Annotated in this window: 26 protein-coding genes and 1 tRNA gene; 17 read left to right on the forward strand and 10 right to left on the reverse strand. The window is 67.4% G+C overall.

What is annotated here, in order from left to right; all coding sequences use genetic code 11:
• Positions 1-2: 2 nt before the first annotated feature.
• From CQ034_RS03250 to CQ034_RS03260, 3 genes are read left to right on the forward strand one after another with little or no spacing between them, the layout of a single operon-like run.
• Complete coding sequence (locus tag CQ034_RS03250; RefSeq protein ID WP_091036265.1) at positions 3-1,151, forward strand: acyl-CoA dehydrogenase family protein; 1,149 nt, start codon at positions 3-5, stop codon at positions 1,149-1,151.
• A gap of 41 nt (positions 1,152-1,192) precedes the next feature.
• Positions 1,193-1,681, forward strand: coding sequence for a MaoC family dehydratase (locus tag CQ034_RS03255; protein ID WP_091036267.1), 489 nt, complete (start codon positions 1,193-1,195; stop codon positions 1,679-1,681).
• Positions 1,678-2,484 (forward strand): CoA ester lyase, encoded by an 807-nt coding sequence (locus tag CQ034_RS03260; RefSeq protein WP_105709910.1) that lies wholly within the window; start codon positions 1,678-1,680, stop codon positions 2,482-2,484. The genes CQ034_RS03255 and CQ034_RS03260 overlap by 4 nt, the downstream gene beginning before the upstream one ends.
• Here the strand turns inward: CQ034_RS03260 and CQ034_RS03265 are convergent, their stop codons facing one another.
• Both CQ034_RS03265 and CQ034_RS03270 read right to left on the reverse strand, forming a co-directional pair.
• Entirely contained in the window at positions 2,485-3,072 is a 588-nt protein-coding gene (locus CQ034_RS03265) for a histidine phosphatase family protein (RefSeq protein ID WP_105709911.1), read from the reverse strand.
• On the reverse strand, positions 3,069-3,908 hold the full coding sequence (locus CQ034_RS03270) for a Sir2 family NAD-dependent protein deacetylase (RefSeq protein WP_105709912.1): 840 nt from the start codon (positions 3,906-3,908) through the stop codon (positions 3,069-3,071). Before CQ034_RS03270 ends, CQ034_RS03265 begins: the two co-directional genes overlap by 4 nt.
• A gap of 115 nt (positions 3,909-4,023) precedes the next feature.
• Here CQ034_RS03270 and CQ034_RS03275 point away from each other — a divergent pair, with 115 nt between their 5' ends.
• A complete protein-coding gene (locus CQ034_RS03275; RefSeq protein ID WP_105709913.1) occupies positions 4,024-4,824 on the forward strand; it encodes an RNA methyltransferase in 801 nt (266 codons plus the stop codon).
• 7 nt (positions 4,825-4,831) lie between these two features.
• Here CQ034_RS03275 and CQ034_RS03280 read toward each other — a convergent pair whose 3' ends face one another.
• Positions 4,832-5,659 (reverse strand): SGNH/GDSL hydrolase family protein, encoded by an 828-nt coding sequence (locus CQ034_RS03280; RefSeq protein ID WP_105709914.1) that lies wholly within the window; start codon positions 5,657-5,659, stop codon positions 4,832-4,834.
• Between the two features lie 148 nt (positions 5,660-5,807).
• On the opposite strand from CQ034_RS03280, the gene CQ034_RS03285 reads away from it, so the two are divergent.
• Together CQ034_RS03285 and CQ034_RS03290 are read left to right on the forward strand one after the other, a co-directional pair.
• Positions 5,808-7,550, forward strand: coding sequence for a DEAD/DEAH box helicase (locus tag CQ034_RS03285; RefSeq protein WP_029263412.1), 1,743 nt, complete (start codon positions 5,808-5,810; stop codon positions 7,548-7,550).
• Between the two features lie 145 nt (positions 7,551-7,695).
• Positions 7,696-8,793 (forward strand): VIT1/CCC1 family protein, encoded by a 1,098-nt coding sequence (locus CQ034_RS03290; protein WP_105709915.1) that lies wholly within the window; start codon positions 7,696-7,698, stop codon positions 8,791-8,793.
• A 15-nt stretch (positions 8,794-8,808) separates the two neighbouring features.
• On the opposite strand, the gene CQ034_RS03295 is transcribed toward CQ034_RS03290, so the two are convergent.
• Both CQ034_RS03295 and CQ034_RS03300 read right to left on the reverse strand, forming a co-directional pair.
• Positions 8,809-10,149 (reverse strand): DUF1254 domain-containing protein, encoded by a 1,341-nt coding sequence (locus CQ034_RS03295; protein WP_105709916.1) that lies wholly within the window; start codon positions 10,147-10,149, stop codon positions 8,809-8,811.
• A 144-nt stretch (positions 10,150-10,293) separates the two neighbouring features.
• Positions 10,294-10,376, reverse strand: a tRNA-Leu gene (locus tag CQ034_RS03300).
• 112 nt (positions 10,377-10,488) lie between these two features.
• On the opposite strand from CQ034_RS03300, the gene CQ034_RS03305 reads away from it, so the two are divergent.
• Complete coding sequence (locus CQ034_RS03305; protein ID WP_105709917.1) at positions 10,489-11,784, forward strand: M20/M25/M40 family metallo-hydrolase; 1,296 nt, start codon at positions 10,489-10,491, stop codon at positions 11,782-11,784.
• 40 nt (positions 11,785-11,824) lie between these two features.
• The gene (locus CQ034_RS03310; protein ID WP_105709918.1) at positions 11,825-12,649 is read left to right on the forward strand and encodes an undecaprenyl-diphosphate phosphatase; all 825 of its coding nucleotides are present in this window, start codon (positions 11,825-11,827) and stop codon (positions 12,647-12,649) included.
• 7 nt (positions 12,650-12,656) lie between these two features.
• Here the strand turns inward: CQ034_RS03310 and CQ034_RS03315 are convergent, their stop codons facing one another.
• The gene (locus CQ034_RS03315; protein WP_029263408.1) at positions 12,657-13,505 is read right to left on the reverse strand and encodes a PAC2 family protein; all 849 of its coding nucleotides are present in this window, start codon (positions 13,503-13,505) and stop codon (positions 12,657-12,659) included.
• Positions 13,506-13,586: 81 nt separating this feature from the next.
• On the opposite strand from CQ034_RS03315, the gene CQ034_RS03320 reads away from it, so the two are divergent.
• The 9 genes from CQ034_RS03320 to lnt are packed head-to-tail and all read left to right on the forward strand — an operon-like array spanning position 13,587 to position 23,336.
• Complete coding sequence (locus tag CQ034_RS03320) at positions 13,587-14,279, forward strand: HAD family hydrolase (protein WP_374956806.1); 693 nt, start codon at positions 13,587-13,589, stop codon at positions 14,277-14,279.
• Positions 14,276-15,295, forward strand: a complete 1,020-nt coding sequence (locus CQ034_RS03325; RefSeq protein WP_105709919.1) for a tRNA (adenine-N1)-methyltransferase — start codon at positions 14,276-14,278, stop codon at positions 15,293-15,295. Before CQ034_RS03320 ends, CQ034_RS03325 begins: the two co-directional genes overlap by 4 nt.
• A gap of 10 nt (positions 15,296-15,305) precedes the next feature.
• Positions 15,306-16,238 carry a hypothetical protein gene (locus CQ034_RS03330; RefSeq protein WP_105709920.1) on the forward strand — a complete coding sequence of 311 codons (933 nt, stop codon included), beginning with the start codon at positions 15,306-15,308 and terminating at the stop codon, positions 16,236-16,238.
• Positions 16,238-17,230: a YafY family protein gene (locus CQ034_RS03335; RefSeq protein ID WP_105709921.1), complete on the forward strand. Its 993-nt coding sequence runs from the start codon at positions 16,238-16,240 to the stop codon at positions 17,228-17,230. Before CQ034_RS03330 ends, CQ034_RS03335 begins: the two co-directional genes overlap by 1 nt.
• Positions 17,227-18,210 carry a YafY family protein gene (locus CQ034_RS03340; protein WP_105709922.1) on the forward strand — a complete coding sequence of 328 codons (984 nt, stop codon included), beginning with the start codon at positions 17,227-17,229 and terminating at the stop codon, positions 18,208-18,210. The genes CQ034_RS03335 and CQ034_RS03340 overlap by 4 nt, the downstream gene beginning before the upstream one ends.
• A gap of 44 nt (positions 18,211-18,254) precedes the next feature.
• Positions 18,255-18,491 carry a twin-arginine translocase TatA/TatE family subunit gene (gene tatA / locus CQ034_RS03345; RefSeq protein WP_105709923.1) on the forward strand — a complete coding sequence of 79 codons (237 nt, stop codon included), beginning with the start codon at positions 18,255-18,257 and terminating at the stop codon, positions 18,489-18,491.
• A 56-nt stretch (positions 18,492-18,547) separates the two neighbouring features.
• On the forward strand, positions 18,548-19,306 hold the full coding sequence (gene tatC / locus CQ034_RS03350; protein ID WP_029263401.1) for a twin-arginine translocase subunit TatC: 759 nt from the start codon (positions 18,548-18,550) through the stop codon (positions 19,304-19,306).
• Positions 19,303-21,777: an RNA helicase gene (locus tag CQ034_RS03355; RefSeq protein ID WP_105709924.1), complete on the forward strand. Its 2,475-nt coding sequence runs from the start codon at positions 19,303-19,305 to the stop codon at positions 21,775-21,777. Before tatC ends, CQ034_RS03355 begins: the two co-directional genes overlap by 4 nt.
• 2 nt (positions 21,778-21,779) lie before the next feature.
• A complete protein-coding gene (gene lnt, locus CQ034_RS03360; RefSeq protein WP_105709925.1) occupies positions 21,780-23,336 on the forward strand; it encodes an apolipoprotein N-acyltransferase in 1,557 nt (518 codons plus the stop codon).
• On the opposite strand, the gene CQ034_RS03365 is transcribed toward lnt, so the two are convergent.
• The 4 genes from CQ034_RS03365 to CQ034_RS03380 all read right to left on the reverse strand — a co-directional run bounded on the left by CQ034_RS03365 (position 23,311) and on the right by CQ034_RS03380 (position 26,007).
• Complete coding sequence (locus CQ034_RS03365; protein WP_029263398.1) at positions 23,311-23,694, reverse strand: RNA polymerase-binding protein RbpA; 384 nt, start codon at positions 23,692-23,694, stop codon at positions 23,311-23,313. The genes lnt and CQ034_RS03365 overlap by 26 nt on opposite strands.
• A gap of 132 nt (positions 23,695-23,826) precedes the next feature.
• Positions 23,827-24,597 carry a glycerophosphodiester phosphodiesterase family protein gene (locus CQ034_RS03370; protein WP_105709926.1) on the reverse strand — a complete coding sequence of 257 codons (771 nt, stop codon included), beginning with the start codon at positions 24,595-24,597 and terminating at the stop codon, positions 23,827-23,829.
• The gene (locus CQ034_RS03375; RefSeq protein ID WP_051662450.1) at positions 24,594-25,523 is read right to left on the reverse strand and encodes an SPFH domain-containing protein; all 930 of its coding nucleotides are present in this window, start codon (positions 25,521-25,523) and stop codon (positions 24,594-24,596) included. The genes CQ034_RS03370 and CQ034_RS03375 overlap by 4 nt, the downstream gene beginning before the upstream one ends.
• 10 nt (positions 25,524-25,533) lie before the next feature.
• The gene (locus CQ034_RS03380) at positions 25,534-26,007 is read right to left on the reverse strand and encodes an NfeD family protein (RefSeq protein WP_105709927.1); all 474 of its coding nucleotides are present in this window, start codon (positions 26,005-26,007) and stop codon (positions 25,534-25,536) included.
• Between the last annotated feature and the right edge of the window lie 11 nt (positions 26,008-26,018).

The raw sequence follows: 26,018 nt of genomic DNA on the forward strand, positions 1-26,018 counted from the left end.
ACATGGAAGACCTGTCCGAGGAGGAGCGCGAGCTCGCCGCGATGGTGCGGGAGTTCGCGGACACGGTGGTCGCGCCGCAGTCGTATGAGGCCGACCGCACGCACACACTGTCGATGGACGTCGTCTCGCAGATGGGCGATCTCGGCCTGTTCGGTCTGCCGTTCCCCGAGGAGTACGGCGGTCAGGGCGGTGACTACATGGCGCTCGGCATCGCGATCGAGGCCCTGGGGCGGGTGGACCAGTCGATCGCGATCACACTCGAAGCCGGGGTGAGCCTCGGTGCCATGCCGATCTACCGCTTCGGTACCGAAGAGCAGCGGCAGGAGTTCCTTCCCGATCTGCTCGCGGGGCGGGCGCTGGCGGGCTTCGGCCTCACCGAACCGGAAGCCGGCAGTGACGCCGGCGCGACCAGGACCACCGCACGCCTCGAGGGCGACGAGTGGGTCATCGACGGCTCCAAGCAGTTCATCACCAACTCGGGCACCCCGATCACCCGCTTCGTCACGGTGACCGCCGTGACCGGGAACGAGAACGGGCGCAAGGAGATCTCCACGATCATCGTCCCGAACGGCACACCCGGTTTCACGGTCGAGGCCCCCTACGACAAGGTCGGTTGGAACGCCTCCGACACCCACCCCCTGACGTTTGAGGGGGCGAGGGTTCCTGCCGCGAACCTGTTGGGGGAGCGGGGGAGCGGTTTCCGGAGCTTCCTCAGCATCCTCGACGAAGGCCGCATCGCGATCGCCGCGCTCTCGACCGGAGCGGCCGAGGGCTGTCTGGAGGCCGCCGTCGAGTATGCAAAGAGCCGGACGATCTTCGGGGCGGCGCTGAGCACACGCCAGAATGCGCAGTTCACCCTGGCCCGCATGCGGGCGCGTGTTCACACCGCACGGCTCGCCTGGCATCACGCGGCGCGGCTGCGGGATGCGGGGAAGCCGTTCGCGGAGGCTGCAGCGATCGCCAAGCTGGTGGGCGGGGAGGCAGCGATGGACAACGCCAGAGACGCCACCCAGATCTTCGGGGGCAACGGCTTCATGAACGAATTCCCGGTCGCTCGCCACTACCGCGACTCGAAGATCCTCGAGATCGGCGAGGGCACCACCGAGGTCCAGCTGCTGGTCATCGCGCGCGGACTCGGACTCGCCGGGTAGCGTGGCCCCATGCGCCGTACCGAGCGACGAACGGAGTCGAAGTGACCACGCACGACATCCTCCAGAGGGGTCTGTATTACGAGGAGTTCATGGTCGATGCCCGTTACCTGCACCGCCCAGGCCGCACGGCGACCGAGGCCGACAACGTGCTGTTCACGACGCTCACCATGAACACGCAGGCGCTGCACCTCGACGCCGCGTTCGCCGATGCGCAGGACCCGTTCCGTGCGCGGCTGATGAATTCGATGTGGACGCTGTCGACGATGGTCGGCGCCTCTGTCGCGCAGCTGACGCAGGGCACACTGGTCGCACAGCTCGGGTTCGGCGACATCGTCTTCCCGCACCCGCTGTTCGCCGGCGACACCCTTTATACCGAGAGCGTCATCGTCGACAAGCGGCTGTCGTCCTCACGTCCGGGCCAGGGCATCGTGAAGATCGCGCACACCGGACGCAATCAGGACGACACGGTCGTGGCGACCGCGGTGCGGTCCGTCCTCGTCCACTGCCTCTCGGAAGGACTCGACAAGTGACTTTCGCTCTCGGGCCGGCCCTTCTGTTCTGCCCCGCGGATCGACCGGAGCGCTTCCGCAAGGCGCTGGACCGGGCGGACGCGATCATCCTCGACCTCGAAGATGCCGTCCTCCCCGAGGGGAAGGCCGTGGCGCGCCGAAATGTGATCGATGCAGACATCGACGCCGCGCGGGTCATCGTGCGCGTGAACGCGCCAGGCACCGAAGCGTTCACGGCCGATCTCGACGCACTCGCCGCGACGGACTTCCACACGGTGATGGTGGCGAAGACAGAGAGCGCCGAGAGCCTCGATGCGTTCGACCAGCGGTACTCGCTGATCGCGCTGTGCGAGACCGCGCGCGGCATCCATGCGGCCGACCGGATCGCCGCGCACCCCCGGGTGACCGCGATGATGTGGGGCGCAGAGGATCTCGTGGCCTCTCTCGGCGGAACCTCATCACGGAATACGGAGGGTGGCTATCGCGATATCGCCCGGTACGCCCGTGCTCGTGTCCTCCTCGAGTCCGGCGCGCACGGCAAAGCGGCCATCGACGCGGTGCACATCGACATCGACGACGCCGAGGGGCTGCAGCGCGAGGCGATGGACGCCGCCGCCTCGGGGTTCCAAGCCACGGCCTGCATCCATCCGAACCAGGTGACGGCGATCAGGGCTGCGTATCGGCCGGACGACCATGCGGTGACTTGGGCGCGGGCGGTGCTCGCGGCTGCGGCCACGGAACGCGGCGTGTTCCTCTTCGAGGGACGGATGATCGACGAACCGGTGCTTCGGCACGCGCGATCGGTCGTCACCCGCGTCAGCTGATCAGAGGACCTTCGACTCCTCGAGGAGTCGAAGGTAACCGGGTGCCGCCACGAAGCGGTGTGCGGACCCGTTGCGCAGGACCTCCCCGTCGCGGGGAAGCGTCCCGCCGGAGACATGATCGATCACAGCGCGGATGACGCCGCCGTGTGCCACCACGAGCACCGATTCCGCTTGCGGGGCCGAGCGGCGCCGCGCTTCACGGGCTATCGAGTGGAGCGCAGCGATGGCACGCTCGCCGACCTGCTCCAGGGACTCCGCGCCCGGAACCTCGGCGTGCCAGTCGCCGTACGTCGAGATGTAGTCCTCGACGAGCATGCCTTCACCGTCGCCGAACTCGCGCTCCCGGATGTCGGGAATGACACCGACCACCTCGAGTCCGAGCCTGTCGGCGATGATCTCGGCCGTCTCCTTGGCGCGCAGCAGCGGACTGGTGTACACCGCGTGATGCGTGCTGGCGGCGAGGGTCTCGGCTGCCCTCCGCGCGTCTTCTCGCCCGGTCTCGTTCAGCGGGATGTCGGTCGAACCCTGGATTCGTCGAGCGAGGTTCCAATCGGTCTGGCCATGGCGGATGAGGGTGAGGTGGGTCACGAGAGAAGTTCCTGGAGTGCGGGGAGCACGTCGCTGGTGCCTGCGGCGATGGTGACATCGGCCCAGGCATCCGCACGCGTCGGCTCGCGATTGACGATGATCAGAGGGATGTTGCGGCGGCGGGCCCGCTCGACCAGCCGCACGCCGGAGTTCACGACGAGCGAGGAGCCGGCGACGATGAGGGCGGAGCTGGAGCGAAGCAGCGACTCTGCCGCACGGAAGCGGTCCAGCGGGACATACTCTCCGAAGAAGACGACATCGGGTTTCAGCATCCCGCCGCACACCGTGCACACCGGGACGATGAACCCCTCGGTGGATTCGGGGAGGACGTCGCCGTCTGGGGCGAGTGCCACATTCTCCGGAATGGTGATCCAGGGGTTTCGCTCCTCGATCTGCACCGCGATGTCACGGCGATCGAAGACCTGGCCGCACTGCAGGCAGAAGACGCGACGCATCGTGCCGTGCACCTCGATCACGTGCGAACTCCCGGCGCGCAGATGGAGTCCGTCGACGTTCTGGGTGATGACGCCCGAGACGTTCCCGGCAGCCTCGAGCTGTGCGACCGCGAGGTGACCGGCGTTGGGCTCTGCTCGCGCGAAAGCACGCCAGCCGAGGTGGCCACCGACCCAATAACGTCGTCGTGCCGCCTCGTCGCCCAAGTAGGTCTGGATCGTCATCGGGTCGCTGCGGGTTCTGGCGCCCTCTCCGCGGTACGCGGGTATCCCCGAGTCAGTGGAGATGCCGGCGCCTGTCAAGAGGGCGATGCGCCTGTCACGCAGCAGCTCGGCGGCGTGGGCGATGGCGGCCGACAGCTCGGCGGTGTTCGAGACGCTCACAGGACCTCCTCGAGCGAGTCTACGGCGTGGCGAGATGCGACGGACTCAGCGAGCAGCTCGTCGACGGCGCACGGTGCGTCGGAGCGGGGGTGCGAGCAGTGGCAGAGTGGGACGCATGCGACTGGTGCCTGTGACCGATGCCGACGATCCGCGCCTCGACGACTACCGCGGGCTCACCGACACGGCGCTGCGCACCATCCGTGAACCGGCGGGCGGGCTGTACATCGCGGAGTCGACGAAGGTCATCGCCCGTGCGGTGGCAGCCGGGCATCGTCCGCGCTCTGTGCTGGTGCAGGAGCGCCGCGTGGAGGACATCCGTGGAATCGTCGGCGATCTCGACGTGCCCGTGTACGTCGTCCCTGACGATGTGGCGGAATCGGTGACCGGTTTCGCCGTGCACCGTGGCACGATCGCGTCGATGCACCGCCCGGAGCTGCCGACGGTTCGAGACGTGATCGACGGCGCCTCCGTCGTGCTCATCCTCGAGAACATCGGCGATCACACGAACGTCGGTGCCGCGTTCCGTGCGGCAGCCGGTCTCGGCGCCGATGCCGTTCTGGTGTCACCGGGCGGGGCGGATCCACTGTATCGGCGCAGCGTACGGGTGAGCATGGGGACGGTCTTCCAGGTTCCGTGGACGCGGATCACCGATTGGGATACAGCCGTCGAAGACCTCCATGCCGCGCATTTCGACATCGCAGCGCTGGCTCTGCGCGACGATGCGGTGACACTCGACGCCTACGTCGCCGACCGCCCCGAGCGCGTCGCCCTCGTCATGGGTTCGGAGGGCGACGGTCTCTCCCGCACGGTGATCGACAGCGCAGACACCGTCGTCACGATTCCGATGTCCGGTGGTGTCGACTCGCTCAACGTCGCCTCTGCAGCAGCCGTGGCGCTGTGGGCGGTGAAGGGCTGACCCCGGGTCAGTCCCGCGGCGGAAGGATGATCGGCGAGGGCTCAGGGCGCTTCGCTGCCAGGTTGTCGCCCGACGACTGGTGCCGCAGTCGACGAAGCACCCAGGGCATCAGGTGCTCGCGCGCCCACCCGAGGTCTTCGGATCGGGCCTCGCGCCAGGTCCGCAGCGGGTACGGCTCGGGCTGCATGGCCTCGAGGTCGTTCGGGACGTTCAGGGCACGGAGCGCCATGCGTGCGACCTCGTGGTGGCCGAGCGCGTTGTAGTGCAACCGGTCGTCGTCGAAGAACCGCATGTCCTGCACGACCTTGAGCGCCCACTGGTCCGCGACGATGCAGTCGTGGCGCTCGGCGATCGCGCGGACGTTCTCGTTGTAGATGGCCACCTTGCCGCGGAAGGCGCGGAAAACCGGCGTGAAACCGGTGTCGATGCCCGTGAAAAGGAGGACGGCCGCTCCCGTCGATGACAGCCGCGCCACGGCATCCTCGAGCTGACTCGCGATGGCGTCGGGGTCGGTGCCCGGGCGGATCACATCGTTGCCCCCGGCACAGATCGAGACGAGGTCGGGACGCAGCGCGACGGCCGGTTCGATCTGCTCGGCGACGATCTGCGCGATGAGCTTCCCGCGGACGGCGAGATTCGCGTAGGCGAAGTCGTCCACCTGGGCGGCGAGCACCTCTGCCACCCGATCGGCCCAGCCGCGGTGGCTGCCGGGGTGCGCCGGATCCGGGTCTCCGATGCCCTCCGTGAACGAGTCTCCGGTGGCGACGAAACGGCGCCACGGGTGTGCGGTCTCGTTGGGGATGTACGGGGTCCGAGTCGAATCCTGGTCGGTCATCCAGCTCTCCTTCGCGAACGTCTGCCGAGGCGGCGGTGGCCGCAGCGCAGTGACCGAGCCTACTCGCACGCGCCGGCCCGAGGGAGGGGCGCGCGCGAGAAGCGCGGCACGTGCGCCAGTGTCCGCAGCACCGATTATCGTGGAGTCGATGCTCTCTCCGTCCTTTCCCCAGCGTGCCCCTTGGGGAACCGCAAGCAAGCTGCGCGCCTGGCAACAGGAGGCGCTGGAACAGTACTTCGAAGCCGATCAGCGAGACTTCCTCGTCGCGGCGACACCCGGTGCAGGCAAGACCACCTTCGCCCTCACCCTCGCGGTCGAGCTCATGCGCATCGGCGAAGTGAACCGCATCATCGTGGTGGCGCCGACCGAGCACCTCAAGACACAGTGGGCGGATGCGGCGGCTCGCGTGCACATCCGGCTCGACCCGCGATTCCGCAACAGCGACTGGGCGCCGGCACGTCACTACCACGGTGCCGTCGTCACCTACGCGCAGGTGGCTGCGAAGTCGTCCGTGCATCGGCATCTGACGGAAGACGCCAAGACACTCGTGGTGCTCGACGAGGTCCATCACGGTGGGGACGCGCTGAGCTGGGGCGACGCCATCCGCGACGCCTATGGCCCCGCGAAACGCCGACTGCTGCTCTCCGGAACGCCGTTCCGCAGCGACACAGCGCCGATCCCGTTCGTGGAGTACCACCCCGACGAATCCGGCGCACGCGTCTCGCGCACCGACTACAACTACGGCTACGGCCGTGCCCTCGCCGACGGGGTCGTGCGTCCCGTGCTCTTCCACATGTACGCGGGCAAGATGCGCTGGCGCACCACCACCGGCGATGAACTCGAGACGCACCTCGGCCAGGACAACACGAAGGACGTGACGTCGCAGGCCTGGCGCACGGCGCTCGACCCCGAAGGCGAGTGGATGCCGGCCGTGCTGTCGGCCGCAGATCGCCGCCTCACCGAGATCCGCCACCATGTTCCGGACGCCGGCGGCCTCGTGCTCGCCACCGATCAGACGGTCGCGCGCGCGTACGCGAAGATCCTGCACAGCATCACGGGGCAGCAGCCGACGATCGTGCTCTCCGATGACGCGACCGCTTCCGAGCGGATCGAGAAGTTCAGCGCGAACGACTCCCGCTGGATGGTCGCGGTCCGCATGGTGTCAGAGGGTGTCGACGTGCCGCGTCTCGCCGTCGGCGTGTATGCCACGTCGTCCTCCACACCACTCTTCTTCGCCCAGGCGATCGGACGATTCGTGCGGGCCCGTCGTCGGGGCGAAGCCGCCAGCGTGTTCCTGCCACAGGTGCCCGTGCTCATGGGTCTGGCGAACGAGATGGACAAGCAGCGAGACCATGCGCTCGACCGGCAGTCCAAAGAAGAAGACGGACTCGACGACTCCCTGCTCGAAAGCGCCAACCGCGAAGAGGAGACTTCGGATGCGCTGACGCAGGAGTTCAGCTACCAGGCGCTCTCCTCGGTCGCGCACTTCGACCGCGTCGTCTTCGAGGGCCAGGAGTTCGGCCAGCTGGCTGAGCCCGGCACCCCCGAGGAGGAGGAGTTCATCGGTTTCCCGGGTCTTCTCGAACCCGAGCACGTGCACGAGCTGCTCATGCAGCGCCAGTCGCGACAGTCCCGGTTGAGAGAGGCGCGCGAGGCGTCCACCGGGCCGACGGAGACGACGACGCTTCCGCCGCCCCTCCATCGCACCCTCAAGGAGCAGCGTCAGCTCCTGAACAGTCTGGTGGGCCTCTATGCCCGGCAGAGAGGCGAGCCGCACGGAGCGGTGCATGCCGAGCTCCGACGTATCTGCGGCGGACCGGCGGTGGCGCAGGCGACCGTGACACAGCTGCAGTCGCGTATCGAGGTCCTGCGCAAGCGCGTACGCTCCTGAGCGATCGTCTGCCGGCCTTGTTCGGCGGCCGTGCTTCGGATCCCCGAAATGCTGTCAATCCGCGTCTGAGCGCGGTCGCGTCGAGCCTCCGAGGCTAGCGTTGAACGGTTGCCCTCGCATCGGGCACCGGACACCTGGAGGATCCATGACAGCGCCTGCTGCCGCCGACCCGACCCCTGCTGATCGCAAGCGATGGGCCCGCTACCTCGTCGAGGAACGCGCCGAGGGCGCCGTGTATCAGAAGCTCGCGGCACGCCGCACGGGGGAGGAGCGGGAGATCCTCCTGAGGCTCGCAGACGCCGAGCGCCGCCACGAGCAGCACTGGCTCGACCTTCTCGGGGCCGAGCCCGCACGGTTGCCGCGCGCCGGCTTCCGCTCCCGGCTGCTCGGCTGGATGGCGGGCCGCTTCGGGTCCATCTTCGTGCTCGCGCTCGCGCAGAGCGCCGAGGCGCGCTCGCCCTACGATTCCGAGCAGTACGCGACCCCGGCGATGCGCGCCGACGAGAAGGTGCACTACGAGGTCGTCCGCGGACTCGCCGCGCGGGGGCGGAGGCGGCTCTCGGGGTCGTTCCGCGCCGCCGTCTTCGGCGCCAACGACGGTCTCGTGAGCAACCTCGCGCTGGTGCTCGGCATCGGTGCGACCGGGGTCAGTTCCGGATTCGTCCTCTTCAGCGGCATCGCCGGGCTGTTGGCCGGCGCGCTGTCGATGGGGGCGGGGGAGTTCGTGTCGGTGCGTTCGCAGCGCGAGCTGCTGGCCGCGACAGAGGCGAATGAGGACGCTCATGCTGCAGCCCGCGACCTCGACATCGATGAGAACGAACTCGCGCTCGTGTATCGGGCGCGTGGCATGGATCAGGAGGAATCGCTGTCGCGCGCGCGACGCATCGTCGCGGCGGCGCAGGCGGGCGTCAGCCGTGCGGCGACCGGGCCTGTGAACATCCAGGCTGGAGGCGATCACGAGATCGTCGGAAGCGATTGGACGGCGGCGATCTCGAGCTTCCTGCTGTTCGCCTCAGGCGCGATCATCCCGGTCCTGCCCTGGATCTTCGGGCTCCACGGCACGGCCGCGATCATCGTCGCCCTGGTCCTGGTCGGTGTCGCACTGCTGAGCACCGGCGCGATGGTGGGCGTCCTCTCGGGCGGCCCGCCCCTGCGCCGCGCCCTCCGTCAGCTCGCGATCGGGTTCGGCGCCGCAGCCATCACGTACGTGCTCGGTCTCGTGTTCGGTGTCGGCACAGCCTAAGGGGCGTGCGCGGACTCACCCCTCCACACGATTGATCGCGGGGACCGTGTAGCGGCGGTCGAGAACGGCGGGATCGGGCTCGTACATCCGCATCACCGGCCGGAAGTCTCCGGCCGGTGCGGGAAGCCAGTTGGCCGCCGCCGTCGCGTCTTCGGGTCGCGCATGGCTGATCGTGATGGTGAGAGCGCCTTCCGCATCGCGGACCAGGCCCGCGGTCCTGTCGCCGATCGAGTACCGCGCGATGGGATTCTCCACCAGGTAGAACTCCGGAACTGAGTACATCGTCAATGACCAGAAGGCGGACACGGGCGGCTCGGGGTCCAGACGCAGCGTGTATGTCCGGGCACCGGTGAGCTGATCTCCGCGGTCGTCGACGTACGTCATGATGTACGCCGCTTCGTACGGGTGGTTGCCCCATAGACCGCCGAGCGCGGCAGCTGCGCGTTCGGCGATTCGTAGTTCGGGGTCGGTCATCTTGAAGCGGTCGTCATCCAGGGCACCGACCTCGAAGTAGTCGAGGTTGTAGTCGAAGGCGTGGAAGGTGAGCTTCCAGCCGTTCTCTTCCGGGCTGGAGCCGTGCGTCAGGATCGTATGGAGGGTCTCCTTGGCGGCGTCCATGTCGCCGACCAGGCGCGCGGCGTCGGAGAGCGGCATCGACGCATAAGGTGATGCGCCCCGCACGGCGATCCCCGTAGAGGCAAGCGAGTCCTGCAACGGACGATCACGCTGTGCGGGTGGGAACTGCTGCGACCAGACGCGGAGCTTCTCGAGGAAGAGCGCGCTCCCTGGCACGTCGGGATCCGGGATGGCAAGGCCTGCAGGAACGGCATCAGGATCTCGCGGCGTCAGCGTCGTGGCGTCCTGGAGTGCGTGTACTTCGGGGAGCTCGTGATCACCGCTCACTGCCCAGCGTCCGACTATCGAGGCGATCGTCGTCGGGAATCGGATCACGACCGTATCTCCGGCGTCGCCGGTCCAGGACGGCGGAACGAGGAGGAACGTCCCCGCGCCCGTTCCGGTCGCGCGATGTCCGACGTAGGCGAAGTTGTTCGTCCATGCGTCGACGAACTGGAGGACGTAGTAGCGGCCGGCAGTGTCAGGGACCTGCAGCTCGACCGGGCCGACACTGAGGTCGACCTGCGCCATCGAGTACAGCGTGTCGTTGTTGATCGTGACGAACGTATCGGCCGGCCCTGCGAGCGTCCGAGCGTGGCTGAAGGTGTTGAACCGGGCGGCGGGGTTGGCGCCGACTCCGGTCGTCGTGTATCGCGTGACCTGATCGAGGTTGAACACGAGCGGAAACCCGTAAAGGTAGGCCTGGGTAATCGTCGATCGATCGGCATCGAGGGCTGTCATGCGGATCAGGCTATCCAGAGCCGTTCGCGTGCAGGGGGAGGAGATCATCCCCCTCGGATGAGGTCACTCGTGCGTTACCTCGCGTCGCGTGCGGACAAAGAAGAAGGCCCCGGATCTGTGGGATCCGGGGCCTTCTTTTACCTGTGCGCGGAGGGGGACTTGAACCCCCACGCCCTTACGGGCACTACGACCTCAACGTAGCGCGTCTACCATTCCGCCACCCGCGCAGGTTTTGGATGATCGTTGCCGACCGAAGAATGACATTACCACGTTCCCCGCGGCCTCTCGAACCGAGCGGTACGCCCGGGCGTGGCTCGCCGTTTCGATAGCCTGGAGCACATGACCGATCCCTCTCTTCCCGAGGTCGTGCGCATCGCCAGCGACCTCATCCGCTTCGACACATCCAACTTCGGTGGAGGGAATGCGAAGGGCGAGCGTGAGGCTGCGGAGTACGTGGGCGCCTACCTCGAGGAGCTCGGGCTGGAGGTCGAGTACTACGAGCCGATCGAGCGCCGTACCAACGTGATGGCCCGTGTTCCGGGCCGCGATCGGACCAAACCCGCACTCGTCGTGCACGGACATCTCGACGTCGTGCCGGCGATGGCTGACGACTGGAGCGTCGATCCGTTCGCCGGCCTCGTCCAGGACGGCATGCTGTGGGGACGCGGCGCCGTGGACATGAAGAACATGAACGCGATGATCCTCACCTCCGTCGCCGAGATCCTGCGGGCGGGGGAGCAGCCGGAGCGCGACCTCATCCTGGCGTTCTTCGCCGACGAAGAGAACGGGGGCGTCGAAGGTTCGGCTCTCGTCGTCCAGAACCGCTCGGAGTGGTTCGAAGGGGCGACGGCCGCGATCAGCGAGGTCGGGGGGTACTCGATCACTGTGGACGATCGGCGTGCGTACCTGCTGCAGGTCGGCGAGAAGGCGCTGATCTGGATCCGCCTGGTGGCGAAGGGTCGTGCGGGTCACGGCAGCCGCCTGCACGACGACAATGCCGTGACGAAGCTCTCGGAGGCCGTCGCGGCGATCGGCCGCACGCGCTGGCCGATCCGTCTGACGCCGACGACCACGGCGCTGCTGGAGGGCCTCAGCGCGCTGAGCGGGCGCAGTGCCGACGACCCCGATGCCCTCGCCGCTGCCGCGGGCCCCGCGGAGGCGTTCCTGAGGTCATCGTTCCGGACGACCACGAATCCCACGGCTCTGACTGCTGGCTACAAGCACAACGTGATCCCGGAGCGTGCCGAGGCACTCATCGATGTCCGCGTCATCCCCGGGACCGAAGACGATGTGCTCGCCGAGTTGCAGCAGATCGTCGGTGACGACATCGAGATCCAGACGGTCGTCCGTGACATCGGCATGGAGACACCGTTCGAGGGCGAGCTCGTCGAGGCGATGGTCGCCAGCATCGGTCGCCACGACCCCGGTGTCCCCGTGATCCCGTACCTGCTGGGCGCCGGCACCGACAACAAGGCGCTGGCCTACCTGGGCATCACCGGGTACGGCTTCGCGCCGTTGAAGCTCCCCGCCGACTTGGACTTCACAGGCATGTTCCACGGAGTCGATGAGCGAGTACCCGTAGAATCGCTTGTCTTCGGCCAGCGGGTGCTGGCCGATCTGCTGCGCACGTACTGAGCGCTGCGCGCTCCGTGCCTCTCTGAACTGAAAGCTCTCCATGCACCTGCTCGAAGCACTGATCCTGGGCATCGTCCAGGGACTCACCGAGTTCCTCCCGATCTCCTCCAGCGCCCATCTGCGCATCCTCGGCACGTTCCTGCCGTCGGGCGAGGACCCGGGCGCGGCCTTCACCGCGATCACACAGATCGGTACCGAGGCCGCGGTCGTCGTGTTCTTCTGGCGTGACATCGTGCGCATCATCGGCCAGTGGTTCCGCTCGCTCGTCGGCAAGGCGCCGCGCAATGATCCCGACGCGCGGATGGGCTGGATGATCATCATCGGCAGCATCCCGATCGTGGTTCTCGGGCTGCTCTTCCAGGACCAGATCGAGACGGTCCTCCGGTCGATGTGGATCGTCGCGATCATGCTCATCGTCTTCGGCATCCTGCTCGGCGTCGCCGACTACGTCGGGGCGAAGCGCCGGAAGTTGAACGACCTCACGTACCCGCACGGCATCGCCTTCGGATTCGCGCAGGCACTGGCGCTGATCCCGGGCGTCTCCCGCTCGGGCGGCACCATCACGATGGGGCTCTTCCTCGGTTACGAGCGCGCCGCTGCCGCCCGCTACGCCTTCCTGCTCGCGATCCCCGCGGTGTTCGGCAGCGGCTTCTACCAGGTGTTCAAGAGCTGGGACGAGCCGTCGTTCTTCTCGTTCGGCGACACGCTCGCGGCGACGGGCATCGCGTTCGTGGTGGCGCTCGGCGTCATCGCGTTCTTCATGAACTGGATCTCGAAGCGCAGCTTCCTGCCGTTCGTGATCTACCGGATCCTGCTCGGCACCGTGCTCCTGGTCCTACTCGGTACCGGTGTGATCGCGGCCTGACCCGGACTCAGCGCTTGCGGTCTCCTGGACCGTCATCGCGACGGCGGAGATACCGCTCGAATGCCTGCGCGATCGCATCGCCGGACGCCTCGGGGGAGTCCCACGTGTCGCGCGTGCGCTCGAGCTGACGGATGTACTCGGCCATGTCTTCGTCCTCCGACGCGGCCGCATCGATCGAAGCCTCCCAGGCCGCGGCCTCGGTGCGCAGCGTCTGGCGATCCACGTCGGCACCGGTCAGCTCCTCGAGCCGGTCGAGCAGGGCGAGAGTCACCTTCGGCGAGGGCGTCGCCGACGCGACGTAATGCGGCACGCTGGCCCATAGGCTGGCGGTGGGGATCCCCGCGTTCTCGGCGAAGTGCTCGATGACGGAAAGGATGCCGACCGGGCCCTCGTAGAGCGAGCGCTCGAGGTCGTGAGCTTCCCGCACCTGCTCGTTCTGGCTGGAGGCGAAGATCGAGATCGGCCGGGTGTGGGGGACGTCCGAGAGCATCGCGCCGAGGGTGACGAGTCCGGTGATGTCATCGCGCAGAGCCACGTCGATGAACTCCGAGGCGAACGCCTGCCAGGTTCGCGCGGGCTCCGCGCCGGTGAGCAGCCAGAACTCGGGTCCCGGCCCCGGATCGCGGGGACGCCACAGCCCGGCCTCCGGCCATGTCAGTCGACGTCGCCCCTCGGCGTCCATCCGGCTCGACGGTCGCGTGTACTGGTAATCGAAGTACAGCTCGGGATCGACGGAGTGCACGAGGTCGTACTCCGATGAAGCCCGCAGCGCCTCGATGGCGCCACTCGCCGCTTCACCCGCATCGTTCCAGCCGTCGAAGGCGGCGATGACGATGCGCTGACCGAGAACATCCATCGTGGGCTCCCTTCGAGATCGTGGACGAGATCCTTCCAGGCTAGTCCGCGACGGCGGGATGCGGGCGGTACCCCGGCTAGCATGGGTTCAGTGAGCAGAAAGCCCAGCGCGGTCCTGTGGGACATGGATGGAACACTCGTCGACACCGAACCCTATTGGATGGCGGCCGAGACGGCGCTGGTCGAATCCTTCGGCGGATCGTGGAGTCACGAGGATGCGCTGCAGCTCGTCGGAAGCGGCCTGCTCGACAGCGCGGTGATCCTCCAGGGGGCCGGCGTCACGATGGAGGCCCAGGCGATCGTCGACCATTTGACCGACGCCGTGCAGGATTCGCTCCGCACCAGTGGCGTGCCGTTCCGCCCGGGAGCTCGCGAACTCCTGAGCGACCTTCGGAGCGCGGGAATTCCGACGGGTCTCGTGACGATGTCCCTGCGGAGGATGGCGCTGAGCGTCGTCGATCTGATCGACTTCGAGGCGTTCGACCTCGTCGTGGCCGGGGACGATGTGGACAACCCGAAGCCGCACCCGGAGCCCTACCTGCAGGCAGCGGCCCTCCTCGACGTCGACATCGCCGATGTGATCGTCATCGAGGATTCGCCGACCGGCGTCCGCGCCGGACTCGCCTCGGGCGCGCTGACGCTCGCCGTGCCGCACATCGTGCCGCTCGACCACCTCGGGGCGCACGAGCTGTGGACGACGCTCGCCGGAAGGAATACCGGCGACCTCACCGATCTCTTCGACAGCATCAACGCCCGGACAGGAGCACCCCGATGACCGAGAGCCGCGTACCGAGGCCGAGTGGTCCTTTCCGACCAGGCGATCGAGTGCAGCTGACCGGTCCGAAGGGCCGCCTGCACACGGTGACGCTCCGCGAGGACGGGGAGCTGCACACGCACCAGGGCGTGCTGCGCCATCGTGACCTGATCGGCCTTCCCGACGGCTCCGTCGTGGCCAACAGCTCCGGACACGACTACCTGGCGCTCCGTCCCCTGCTGAGGGACTTCGCGATGTCGATGCCCCGCGGTGCAGCGATCGTGTACCCGAAAGATGCGGCGCAGATCGTGATGCAGGCCGACATCTTCCCCGGAGCGACGGTCGTCGAGGCCGGGGTCGGATCCGGGGCGCTCTCCCTTTCGCTCCTGCGGGCCGTCGGCCCGGGGGGAAACCTGATCTCGTTCGAACGCCGCGAGGACTTCGCCGACGTCGCCCGCGGCAACGTCGAGACGTTCTTCGGCGAACACCCCGACACCTGGCGCGTCGTCGTGGGCGACCTCGTCGAGTCGCTCCCGAATGAGGTGCCGGCCGGCACCGTCGACCGGGTGGTACTGGACATGCTCGCTCCCTGGGAGTGCATGGATGCCGTCGCCGATGCGCTCACCCCCGGCGGTGTCGTCCTCTGCTACGTGGCCACGGCGACGCAGCTGTCGCGTGTCGCGGAGTACATCCGAGGCACCGGGCTCTTCACCGAGCCGGATGCCTCCGAGACGATGGTCCGCGGGTGGCATGTCGAGGGGCTCGCCGTGCGTCCGGATCACCGCATGGTTGCTCACACCGGGTTCCTGCTGACGGCGCGACGACTCGCGCCGGGCGCCGTCGCGCCTTCGGTAAAGCGACGCGCTTCCAAGAGCAGCTACGGCGACGAGGATGTCGAGGCATGGACCCCTGGAGCCGTGGGCGACCGGGAGATCAGTGACAAGAACCTGCGCAAGCGGGCACGGGAGGCCGAGAAGGCTGCCGAGGGGGCACGCCTTGCTGCGGCGTCGCGCGATTCCGGGCACGCGACGGAATAGACTGGAGCGCGTGCGTAAAACGTCCGCCGTTCTGGCCTCCCTCAGCCTTGCCGTCCTCGCCCTGACCGGCTGCACCGCCGCGGCACCCGACGGTGGCGTCGCGTGTGATCGCGGGGCCGGATCGAACGAGATCCGTGACGCCGTGACCGTGGAAGGCGACGTCGGGTCGACGCCGGATGTGAGCGTGTTCAGCCCGCTGCACCTCAAGGAGACCGCTTTCGCCGACACGACGGTGGGCGAGGGCCGGAAGATCCTCGACAACGCGCAGGCTCTCGTGTTGGAGCTCTCGATCTTCAGCGGTGAGACCGGCAAGCAGGTCTACGCGACCTCGTACGACGAGTCCAAGGGTCAGGTCTCCACGGCCGACTATTGGGCGACGCAGTCGCCCGGGCTCGAGTCGGTGTTCGAGTGCGCGACGGCAGGGTCCCGGATCGTCGCCGCACTCACCCCGGAAGACTTCGGTGCGAACAACCTCGAAGGGTTCGGTCTCGCGGCCGACGACAACGCGGTGTTCGTCATCGATGTGGTCGATGTGTTCCTCTCCCGCGCCGAGGGTTCCCTGCAGTTCAACGACGCGAAGGGCATGCCGACCGTGGTGCGCGCTCCTGATGGCACGCCGGGCGTCATCATTCCGGACAGCGCCGCACCCACGGAGCAGGTTGTCCAGACCCTCATCAAGGGCGACGGTGATGAGGTCAAAGCGGGCCAGATCCCCCTCCTGAACGTGATGGCTGTGGGCTGGGATGACAAGAAGGTCATCAACAGCACGTGGGGCCAGGGACCGACCGGTGATCTCTCGACCTCGGCACCGACCGTCGCAGAGGCGCTCATCGGCGAGACCGTGGGCTCGCAGATCCTCGTCGTGACCCCGGCAGGTGACGCCGGTCCTGCCGTCGCGTACGTCGTCGACATCCTGGGCGCAGTCACGGCGCCGACGCAGTGATGGCCAGTCGGATCCCCGCGGAAGAGCGCCTGACGAATCTCGTCGTGGCGCTGATGGCCACGGAGATCGGGCTGACCAAGCAGCAGATCCTCGACAATGTCTCCGGATATCGGCAGCGGGCGGATGCGGGCACGCGCTCCGACGCGCTGGAGAAGATGTTCGAGCGGGACAAAGACGAGTTGCGCACCCTCGGCGTGCCGATCGAGACGATCGGAGACGCGGCTGATCCGAACGACCTCCGAGAAGCCCGCTACCGTATTCCGCAAGCGGAATACGACCTTCCCGGTGACATCGAGTTCTCCGCCGCAGAACTGGCCGTGTTGCAGCTGGCCGGGAGCGTCTGGAGCGCGGAGTCCGTCTCTGGCGACGCGCAATCGGGCGTCCGCAAGATCCGTGCCCTGGGCATCGACGGGGACGAGCCGATCATCGGCTTCGCGCCGCGCATCACCGCCCGCGACGCCGCCTTCGCGCCGCTCCAGGATGCGATCGAGCGGTGCCGCGTCGTCGCCTTCGATTATCTGAAGCCCGGGGAGGATGCGCCTCGGCGGCGGCGGATCCGCCCGTTGGCACTGGTCGACTACGAGGCCCGGTGGCACGTGTTCGGCATCGACGTGGACGTCGAGGAGGACAGGACGTTCCTGCTCAGTCGCATCGTGGGCGCCGTCAAGGTGAGCCCCACGACCTTCGACTCCGCGCTCCGTGACGGAGCGGGGGAGCGGGCGCTCTCCGGCCTGGAGCGCGTGGCGGCTGCGAACTCGGCTCTGCTGGAGGTGACGCCCGGCACCGAGGCAGCACTGCGGCTCGGGCGTCGTGCGACGTCGGCGCCGCAGGGAATCCACGTCCCGTTCGTCGACCTGCACATCTTCGCCGATGAGCTCGCCTCCTACGGACCCGAGGTGCGGGTGGTCGAACCGGTCGCGTTGCGCGATGCGGTCATCGAGCGGCTGCGAGCGGTCGTCGAATCGCACACCGATCAGGCGGAGGCGTCATGAGCGCGAAGTCCAAGCCGTTGCTCGCAGCCGACCGCGTCCGCCTCTACCTCACTCTTGTGCCGTACCTGCTCGAGCACGGCCAGGTGTCTCTCACCGAAGCCGCAGAGGAATTCGGCGTGACGCCGCAGGAGATGCGCGGCATGGTCGAGAAGCTGACGGTGATCGGGCTCCCCGGGGAATCCGGTTATTGGCAGCAGCCGCAGGAGATGTTCGACATCAACTGGGATCTGCTCGACCTCGAGGACGTCATCGAGATCACCAACGACGTGGCCCTGCGTCGAGTTCCGCGCTTCACTGCCCGTGAGGCGGCGGCGCTCCTCGCCGGACTGCAGATGGTCGCAGCGGTTCCGGCCGTCTCGGACTCGGGGCTCGTCGCCGGGCTCATCTCGAAGCTGTCCCGCGGTGCCGCGGATGCTCCCGCCGAGGTGGTCGTCGCGCCGAGCGCCGTCGACGAGGTGCGCGAAGCCGTCGCTCGGGGGCTGCACGAGGGCGTCGCGATCGCCTTCACCTATCAGGCTCCGGATGCCGCGCCGACGACCAGAACGGTCGACCCGATGCAGATCCTCATCACGAACGGCCAGTGGTACCTGCAGGGGTGGTGCCATATGCGGCAGGCGATGAGGACGTTCCATCTCGACCGCGTCAGCGCACCGACCCTCACCGACATCCCGATCACCCACGGCGGTGAACACGTTCCCGAGGCTTTCGCCGGTCTCGACGACGAGCGCGAGGTCACCGTGCGTGTGCCGGAGCGCCTCGCCCCCCTTTTGAGCGGCTTCGTTCCCACCGGGCAACCCGACGTGGTCGACGGGGCGGTGACCACCACGCTCCACCTCGCCGATCCGCGCGGCGTCAAGAGGCTCGCCGGGCGATTCGGCGGCGCGATGGAGGTGTTGGAGCCGGGTATCGCCCGATCCGCCACGCGGGACTGGGCCGCGTCGGGACTCGCGCTGTATCGCCGCCCCGATGCCGAGCATTGATCTGTAGACTGAACCGAACGCTCATCGACGACGGGAATCCTTACATGTTCGCTGGAATGCAAGGCTGGCACCTTCTGATCGTGCTCGCCGTCATCCTCCTTCTGTTCGGTGCCGCCAAGCTGCCGGCGCTGGCGAAGAGCATGGGCCAGTCCGCCCGCGTCTTCAAGGGTGAGATGAAGGCGATGAAGGAAGAGGACGCGCCTCGCGCCGACTCGACCATCGCCGACCCCACGTCGGTCAAGGACTCGGGCGCAGACCCTGAGACTCCGCCTCGCGCCTGACGGCCGTGGCAGCCATCGAACCGACCGTGATGCCGAAGGCGGATCGGGATCGGCGGATGTCGCTGGGCGCGCATCTCGTCGAATTGCGCAAGCGTCTGATGTATGCGGCGCTCGCTCTGGTCGTGGGCATGGTCGTGGCGTTCATCGTCGCCGACCCGGTCATCCACTTCATCACGGAGCCCATCCGCATCATCACCGAGAAACGCGGTGATGACTTCAGCGCGCTCAACTTCGGCACGGTGACTGCCGCGTTCGACATGCGCATGCGGATCGCCTTCTCGATCGGCCTCTTCATCTCGGCGCCGGTCTGGCTGTGGCAGGTGTGGGCTTTCATCATGCCCGGCCTGACCCGCAAGGAGATCAAGTACACAGTCGGCTTCGTGGTCGCTGCCGTCCCGCTGTTCTTCGCCGGGTGCTACCTGGGCGTGATGATCATGCCGCACGTGATCGAACTCATGTGGAGTTTCACGCCCGACGGTGCGACCAACTTCTACTACGCGCAGGAGTACTACGACTTCGTCTTCAAGCTGATGATCGTCATCGGCGTCTCGTTCGTCCTGCCGGTGTTCCTCGTCGCGCTTAACCTCGCCGGGGTCATGTCGGGCCGGGCGATCCTCAAGGGCTGGCGCATCGCCATCATCATCGCGACGGTGTTCGCCGCGCTCGCGACCCCGGCCGCCGACGTGGTCAGCATGCTGATGCTCGCGGGGATCCTGATCGTCCTCTTCTTCGCCGCCGCGGGGCTCTCTTTGCTGTTCGACAGGCGCAAGCGCAAGCGCGACGAAGCGACCGGGCTGTTGCCGGACGCGGTATGAGTTCGCCGTCCGATAGGTACGCGCAGGCGCAGCAGGCAGCGGAGCACCCGGAGACCTCGGCGTTCGCGGCACTGCAGAAGTTCGAGCTCGATCCATTCCAGGTCGCGGGATGCCATGCTCTGGAGAACGGCCGCAGTGTGCTGGTGGCCGCACCGACGGGGGCTGGCAAGACGATCGTCGGCGAGTTCGCGATCCATCTCGCGATGCGGACCCCGAGCGACAAGGCGTTCTACACCACGCCGATGAAGGCGCTCTCGAACCAGAAGTTCCGTGAGTTGGTCGAGGTGTACGGAGCGGATCAGGTCGGTCTGCTCACCGGTGACACCAACATCAACGGCAACGCGCGGATCGTGGTGATGACCACCGAGGTCCTCCGCAACATGATCTACGCCGACTCCGCCGCGCTCCGCGACCTGCGCTACGTGATCATGGACGAAGTCCACTACCTCGCAGATCGTTTCCGCGGCGCAGTGTGGGAAGAGGTCATCATCCACCTGCCTCAGCGGGTGCGATTGGTGTCACTGAGCGCCACGGTCTCCAATGCGGAGGAGTTCGGCGACTGGCTCGACACGGTGCGCGGCGACACCGACGTCATCGTCTCCGAGATCAGGCCCGTGCCGCTGGAGCAGCACGTCCTCGTCCGCGATGACCTGCTTCCGCTCTTCGACGATCGTGCGGGCATCGCGACCGCGCAGGTGAACCAGGAGCTGATGCGCATCCGCTCGTCGACCGGGTCGAACTACGACAACAACCGGCAGGTGCAGTCGTACCGCAGTGACCGCCATGCCGGGCGACAGGCGAAGCGTCCGCCGCGGGGTGGACGGCGGCCCGTGCGCGCCGCCAACGCCCGCCGGATCGAGCGGATGGATCGTCCGGAAGTCGTGCACCTCCTGGAGCGAGCGAACCTCCTCCCCGCCATCTTCTTCATCTTCAGTCGCGTGGGGTGCGACGCCGCAGTGCAGCAGGTGCGGCGCGCCGGGGTTCGGCTGACGTCCGCCGAGGAACGCGCGGAGATCCGTGCACTCGTTGAGGACCGCACCCGGACTCTCCAGGACGAAGACCTCGACGTGCTCGGCTACTGGGAGTGGCTGGACAACCTCGAGCGCGGCGTCGCCTCGCACCACGCGGGTCTGCTGCCGGCGTTCAAGGAAGTCGTCGAGGAGCTGTACCGACGCAAACTCGTGAAGGTCGTCTTCGCGACGGAGACTCTGGCGCTCGGCATCAACATGCCCGCCCGCACCGTCGTGCTCGAGAAGATGGAGAAGTTCAACGGCGAGGCCCGGGTCGCGATCACTTCGGGGGAGTACACCCAGCTCACCGGTCGCGCCGGAAGGCGGGGGATCGACGTCGAAGGTCATGCGGTCGTGCAGTGGACCGAAGGCATGGACCCACAGGCCGTCGCCGCGCTGGCGTCGCGCCGCACGTACCCGTTGAACTCGAGTTTCCGCCCCACCTACAACATGGCCGTGAACCTGATCGACATGTTCGGCAAGGCCAGGGCTCGTGAGATCCTCGAGTCGTCGTTCGCGCAGTTCCAGGCGGATCGCGCCGTCGTCGGACTGGCGCGCCAGGTGCGAGAAGCTGAAGCGTCGCTGGCGGGATACCAGAGCTCGATGGCCTGCGAGCACGGCGACTTCCCTGAGTACGCCGCCATTCGCCGGGAGCTCAGCGATCTCGAGAAGAAGAATCGTCAGGATTCCCAGGCGCCGCGGGCGTCGCGTGACAAACGGATGAAACGCATCCAGACGCTGCGCACGCAGATGCAGCGCCACCCCTGCCATCGCTGCCCGGATCGGGAAGCACACGCGCGCTGGGCGGAACGCTACTGGAAGCTCAAGCGCCAGACCGATCGGATCCGGCGTCAGATCGAGACCCGGACCGGGACGGTGGCGCGCGTGTTCGATCGGGTCGTCGAGGTACTCGAGACTCTGGACTACCTCACGGAAGTCGATGGCGAGACCACGTTGACGGAAGCCGGGCGCACGATGCGCCGGATCTACGGTGAGCGAGATCTCCTCGTCGCAGAGTCGCTGCGCCAGGGACTCTGGGCGGGCCTCGATGCCCCCTCACTCGCGGCGATGGCGTGCTGCCTCGTGTACGAACCGCGCCGTGACGAGGCGAACTCGGGGGAGCGGGGTCTCCCGCGTGGAGCATTCCGCACGGCCTGGGAGAAGACGACGACGCTCTGGGCCGAACTCGACGACCTCGAACAGGATCATCGCCTGCCGGGCAGCGAACCGCTCGCCGCAGGGCTCGCCGGCGCGATGCATGCCTGGGCTCGCGGCGGCATGCTCGACCGGGTGCTGATCGACGCCGACATGGCCGCGGGAGACTTCGTGCGCTGGGCGAAGCAGACGATCGACCTCCTCGATCAGCTGTCCATCGTGGCCGAGGATGCGGCTGTCGCTCGCACCGCACGCAGTGCCCTCGACGGTGTGCGCCGCGGCATCGTCGCCTATTCGTCGATGTGATGATGGCGACGACGTCCGCGAACGCCGCTGCGCCGGAGCGCGCGCTGCTGCCCCTGTGGGCAGCGGTGCCTACAGCCGCGCTCGGGGCACTGCTGATGAACCTCGCCTATCCGGGCGCCGCAGTATGGGCTCTCGCATTCCCCGCCACAGCTCTTGTGCTCGTGGCGCTGATCGGCAGACGGTTCGGCGGCGCACTTCTGGTCGGTCTGGTCTACGGCATCCTCTTCTTCGCTCTACTGGTCTCCTGGACGTCTCGCTACCTCGGGCCGATTCCGTGGGCGGCGCTCAGCGTCGTGGAAGGCGGTCTCACCGCCATCGCGCTCGTGCCCATCGCACTCGCCTACAGATGGCTGCCCCGTGCGTTTCCCGGCGCTGCAGGGCGTGTCCTGGGGCTTCCGACGGTCGTCGCGGCCCTGTGGGTCGGTCGGGAGCTCTTCGTCGGCTCCTGGCCGTACGGCGGCTTCCCCTGGGCGCGGATCGGGATGAGCCAGGCCGAGAGCCCCCTCGCGCCAATCTCCTCATGGCTCGGGGTGAGCGGTCTCAGTTTCCTGATGGTGCTGCTGGTCGCGATGCTGATCGAGCTCGTCCGCACGCGCGGGTGGCGTCGTCCGCTCGTCTTGCTGGTACCGGCGGTGCTGGTCGTGGTCCTGCTCTTCACTCCGCTGTTCCCAACCATGTCGTCGGGGTCGATGAGGATCGCCGCGGTTCAGGGCAACGGACCGACCGGGTATTTCGACGAACGCGAGCCGTTCTCGGTGATCCAGGCGCAGACCGACGCGACGGTACCGCTCTACGGGGAGGATGTCGATCTCGTCGTGTGGCCGGAGGGTTCTCTGGACGCCGACCCCTTCGAGAACGCGGCGATCGCCCGGAGGATGACTCTCGTATCGAACCGGATCGATGCGCCGCTGCTCGCGAATGCGGCGACCGCGCGGGACGATCTCTACTTCAACACCTCGATGCTGTGGACCGTCGACGGCACGGCCACGCAGACGCACGACAAACGACACCCCGTTCCCTTCGGCGAATACGTGCCCGACCGAGCGTTCTTCAACGCCCTGGCCCCCGACTTGATCGGCCTCATCCAGCGGGAGTACACGCCGGGGTCGAACCCGCCGATCGTCGAGGTCGACGGCGTCGCGATCGGGCTCGCCATCTGCTTCGACGTCATCTACGACGACGTGATCCGGGAAGGGCTGAACGACGGCGCCGAGGTGTTGGTCTTCCAGACCAACAATGCCGACTTCCGAGGCACCGACGAGAATCTGCAGCAGCTGTCCTTCGCCCGGATGCGCGCCATCGAGACAGGTCGCAGTGTCGTGAACGTGTCGACCGTCGGTACGAGTCAGGTCATCAGATCCGATGGATCGACCATGGCCAGCCTGGATGCAGGAAAGGCCGGAGCGCTGCTCGAAGATGTCGAGCTTCGTTCCGGCCTCACGGCGGGGGTTGTCCTGGGCCCCTGGATTCAGCAGTTCCTGCTGTGGGGCGGTCTGGGCGCGCTTCTCCTCGGGTGGTGGCGCGCCCGGGGCACTACGCCCCGATCTTCTCGCGGGTAGGGTCTTCTCCGGCGCCGCGGCGGGCGCGGATGAAGGCGAGTCGCTCTTCCAGCAACTCTTCGAGCTCCGCACGGGTACGGCGCTCCATGAGCATGTCCCAGTGGGTGCGAGCGGCCTTCTCATCGCTCGCTTCGAGCGTCACGGCCTGGCCGTCGACGTTCAGGCGTGCTTCGGCACCGCAGGCGCGGCATTCCCAGGTCTGGGGCGGTTCGGCGTCGGCCGCGAACATCAGGTTCGTGACGTGGCCGCAGGTGTCACAGGTGTAGGTGGTCTCACGGCGCTCCATGAAAACGACGCCCTCTTCGCTCTGTAGGCTCTGGGCGCCGAGTCGGATGCCGCGCAGGCTGCGATCTGCCATTTTGTGGTCCTCTCGTCGCTGTCAGGTATAACGCTCCAGCCTGTGCGCTTCATCCACGCGGGCGGCATCTCGGCGCGATTCACAGCTGAATCTCAGCGCCGGAGGTTATGGGGCGCGTCGGGAGTCGTCGGTTCAGGACAGAGTCCGAAGGGCGACGTCAGACCGATCCGAGACGATCCCATCGACTCCAGCGGCAACGAGACGGCGCATATCGGCGGGATCGTTGACCGTCCACACATGTATCTCGACACCGCGTCGGTGGGCGGCGCGGACGAGGGCAGGGGTGAGCACGGTGAGCGCTCCGTGTCGCTCGGGGATCTGGAGCGCGTCGATTCCCTGGAGCACGCGTGCGGAGGAGAGGCGGAGCGCGGACAGCGCGCGAAGCCCCGCGATCGTGCGGCTTCCGCCCGATGTCGCGGGCCGAAGCGAGGCGCCGGCCCGCAAGACGGAGGAGACGGCGGCGCGGCGGCTCGCGTCTGAGAAACTCGTGACGAGCACGCGGTGGGTGTGTTCGACCAGAATCGGTCCGAGCGGGTCGACAGCGGCGGGTGTCTTCACATCGATGTTGAAGCGCACATCGGGAAACGAGTCGAGCGCCTCCGCCACCGTGAGCAGTCCGCCGTGGGCGGAGAGGATCTCGCGTAGCTCCCGCGTGCGCACGTCCCGCACTGCTCGCGTGTCACCGACGAGCCTCTCGAGTGTCGAGTCGTGGAACAGCACCACATCGCCATCCGCCGTGACCTGGCAGTCGGTCTCGACATACTCGGCGCCCGCCGCGTGTGCGGCGGCGAAGGCAGCAGCGGAGTTCTCCCAGATGCCCGAATCCTCGCCCTCCGCGGTGACCAGACCGCGGTGAGCGAGGACCCGAGGATGCCGTGCCTTCGTGAAGTACGGGTGCGTCACGCGCCGGGAAGCGTGTTCGTCGGGCCCTGACCCGGCTTCGGAGTGAATGCGCTGCCGATGCCCTTGAGCGCCTCGGTGAGCTCACTCGGGATGATCCACAGCTTGTTGGACTGTCCCTCGCTGATCTTCGGCAGCATCTGGAGGTACTGGTAGGCGAGGAGCTTGTCGTCGGGCGCGCCCTGGTGGATGGCGGTGAAGACGTTCTGGATCGCCTCGGCCTCACCCTGGGCGCGGAGGACGGCGGCCTGCTTGTCACCCTCGGCTCGGAGGATCTCGGCCTGGCGAGCGCCTTCCGCCTCGAGGATCGCCGACTGCTTGGTGCCCTCCGCCGTCAGGATCGCGGCGCGGCGGTCACGCTCAGCGCGCATCTGCTTCTCCATGGAGTCCTGAATGGAGATGGGCGGATCGATCGCCTTGAGCTCGACGCGGCCCACGCGGATGCCCCACTTGCCGGTCGCCTCGTCGAGCACCACCCGGAGCTGGCCGTTGATGTTGTCACGGCTGGTCAGGGCTTCCTCGAGGTTGAGGCCACCGACGACGTTTCGCAGCGTCGTCGTGGTGAGCTGCTCGACGGCGCCGAGGTAGTTGGCGATCTCATACGTCGCCGCGCGGGCATCCGTCACCTGGAAGTACACGACCGTGTCGATCGAGACGACGAGGTTGTCCTCGGTGATCACCGGCTGCGGCGGGAACGAGACGACCTGCTCACGCATGTCGATCAGCGGCCGGAGCCGGTCGATGAAGGGGACCAGGATGTTGAGTCCGGGGGTGAGGGTCTTGTGATAGCGGCCGAGGCGTTCGACGACGCCGGCCGTCGCCTGGGGGATGATCCTGATGGCGCGTGCGACGGTGACCACCACGAAGATGATCACCGCGATGGCGAGGATCCAGCCGATCGCTGCGGGAATGAACGATGCGTCGTCCAAGGGGGTTCTCCTAGTCGTTGACGGGTCGGACGATGGCGGTCGCGCCGTTGATCGCGCTCACGGCGATCGGGGCTCCCTGAGGGATGGCGACCGGCGTAGCGGTGCGCGCGGTCCAGGTGTCGCCGTTGGCGAGCTTCGCCTGGCCGGAGATCTGCGTGATCTCGGCCAGCGCGATGCCGCGCAGATCGACGAGAGCGTCCACGTTGGACTTCGTCGGGTCTTCGCCGCGCCGGAGGCGCTTGAGCAACGGCGGTCGGAGGAAGAGGATGAACGCTGCCGCCGCCACGGCCGCGATGATCACCTGCACCCAGACCGGGACACCCAGCAGATCGGTCACCAGTCCGACGACACTGCCGAAGCTGAGCATGAGGAACGTGAAGTCCAACGAGAGCATCTCGATGACGAGGAACACGGCGATCAGGACCAGCCAGCCGATCCAAGCCCATTGGTCGATGAACGTGACGAATGTCGTGAAGTTGTCCATGCGGCCTCCTT

Source organism: Microbacterium sp. MYb45, from assembly GCF_002979655.1.
Classification (GTDB): domain Bacteria; phylum Actinomycetota; class Actinomycetes; order Actinomycetales; family Microbacteriaceae; genus Microbacterium.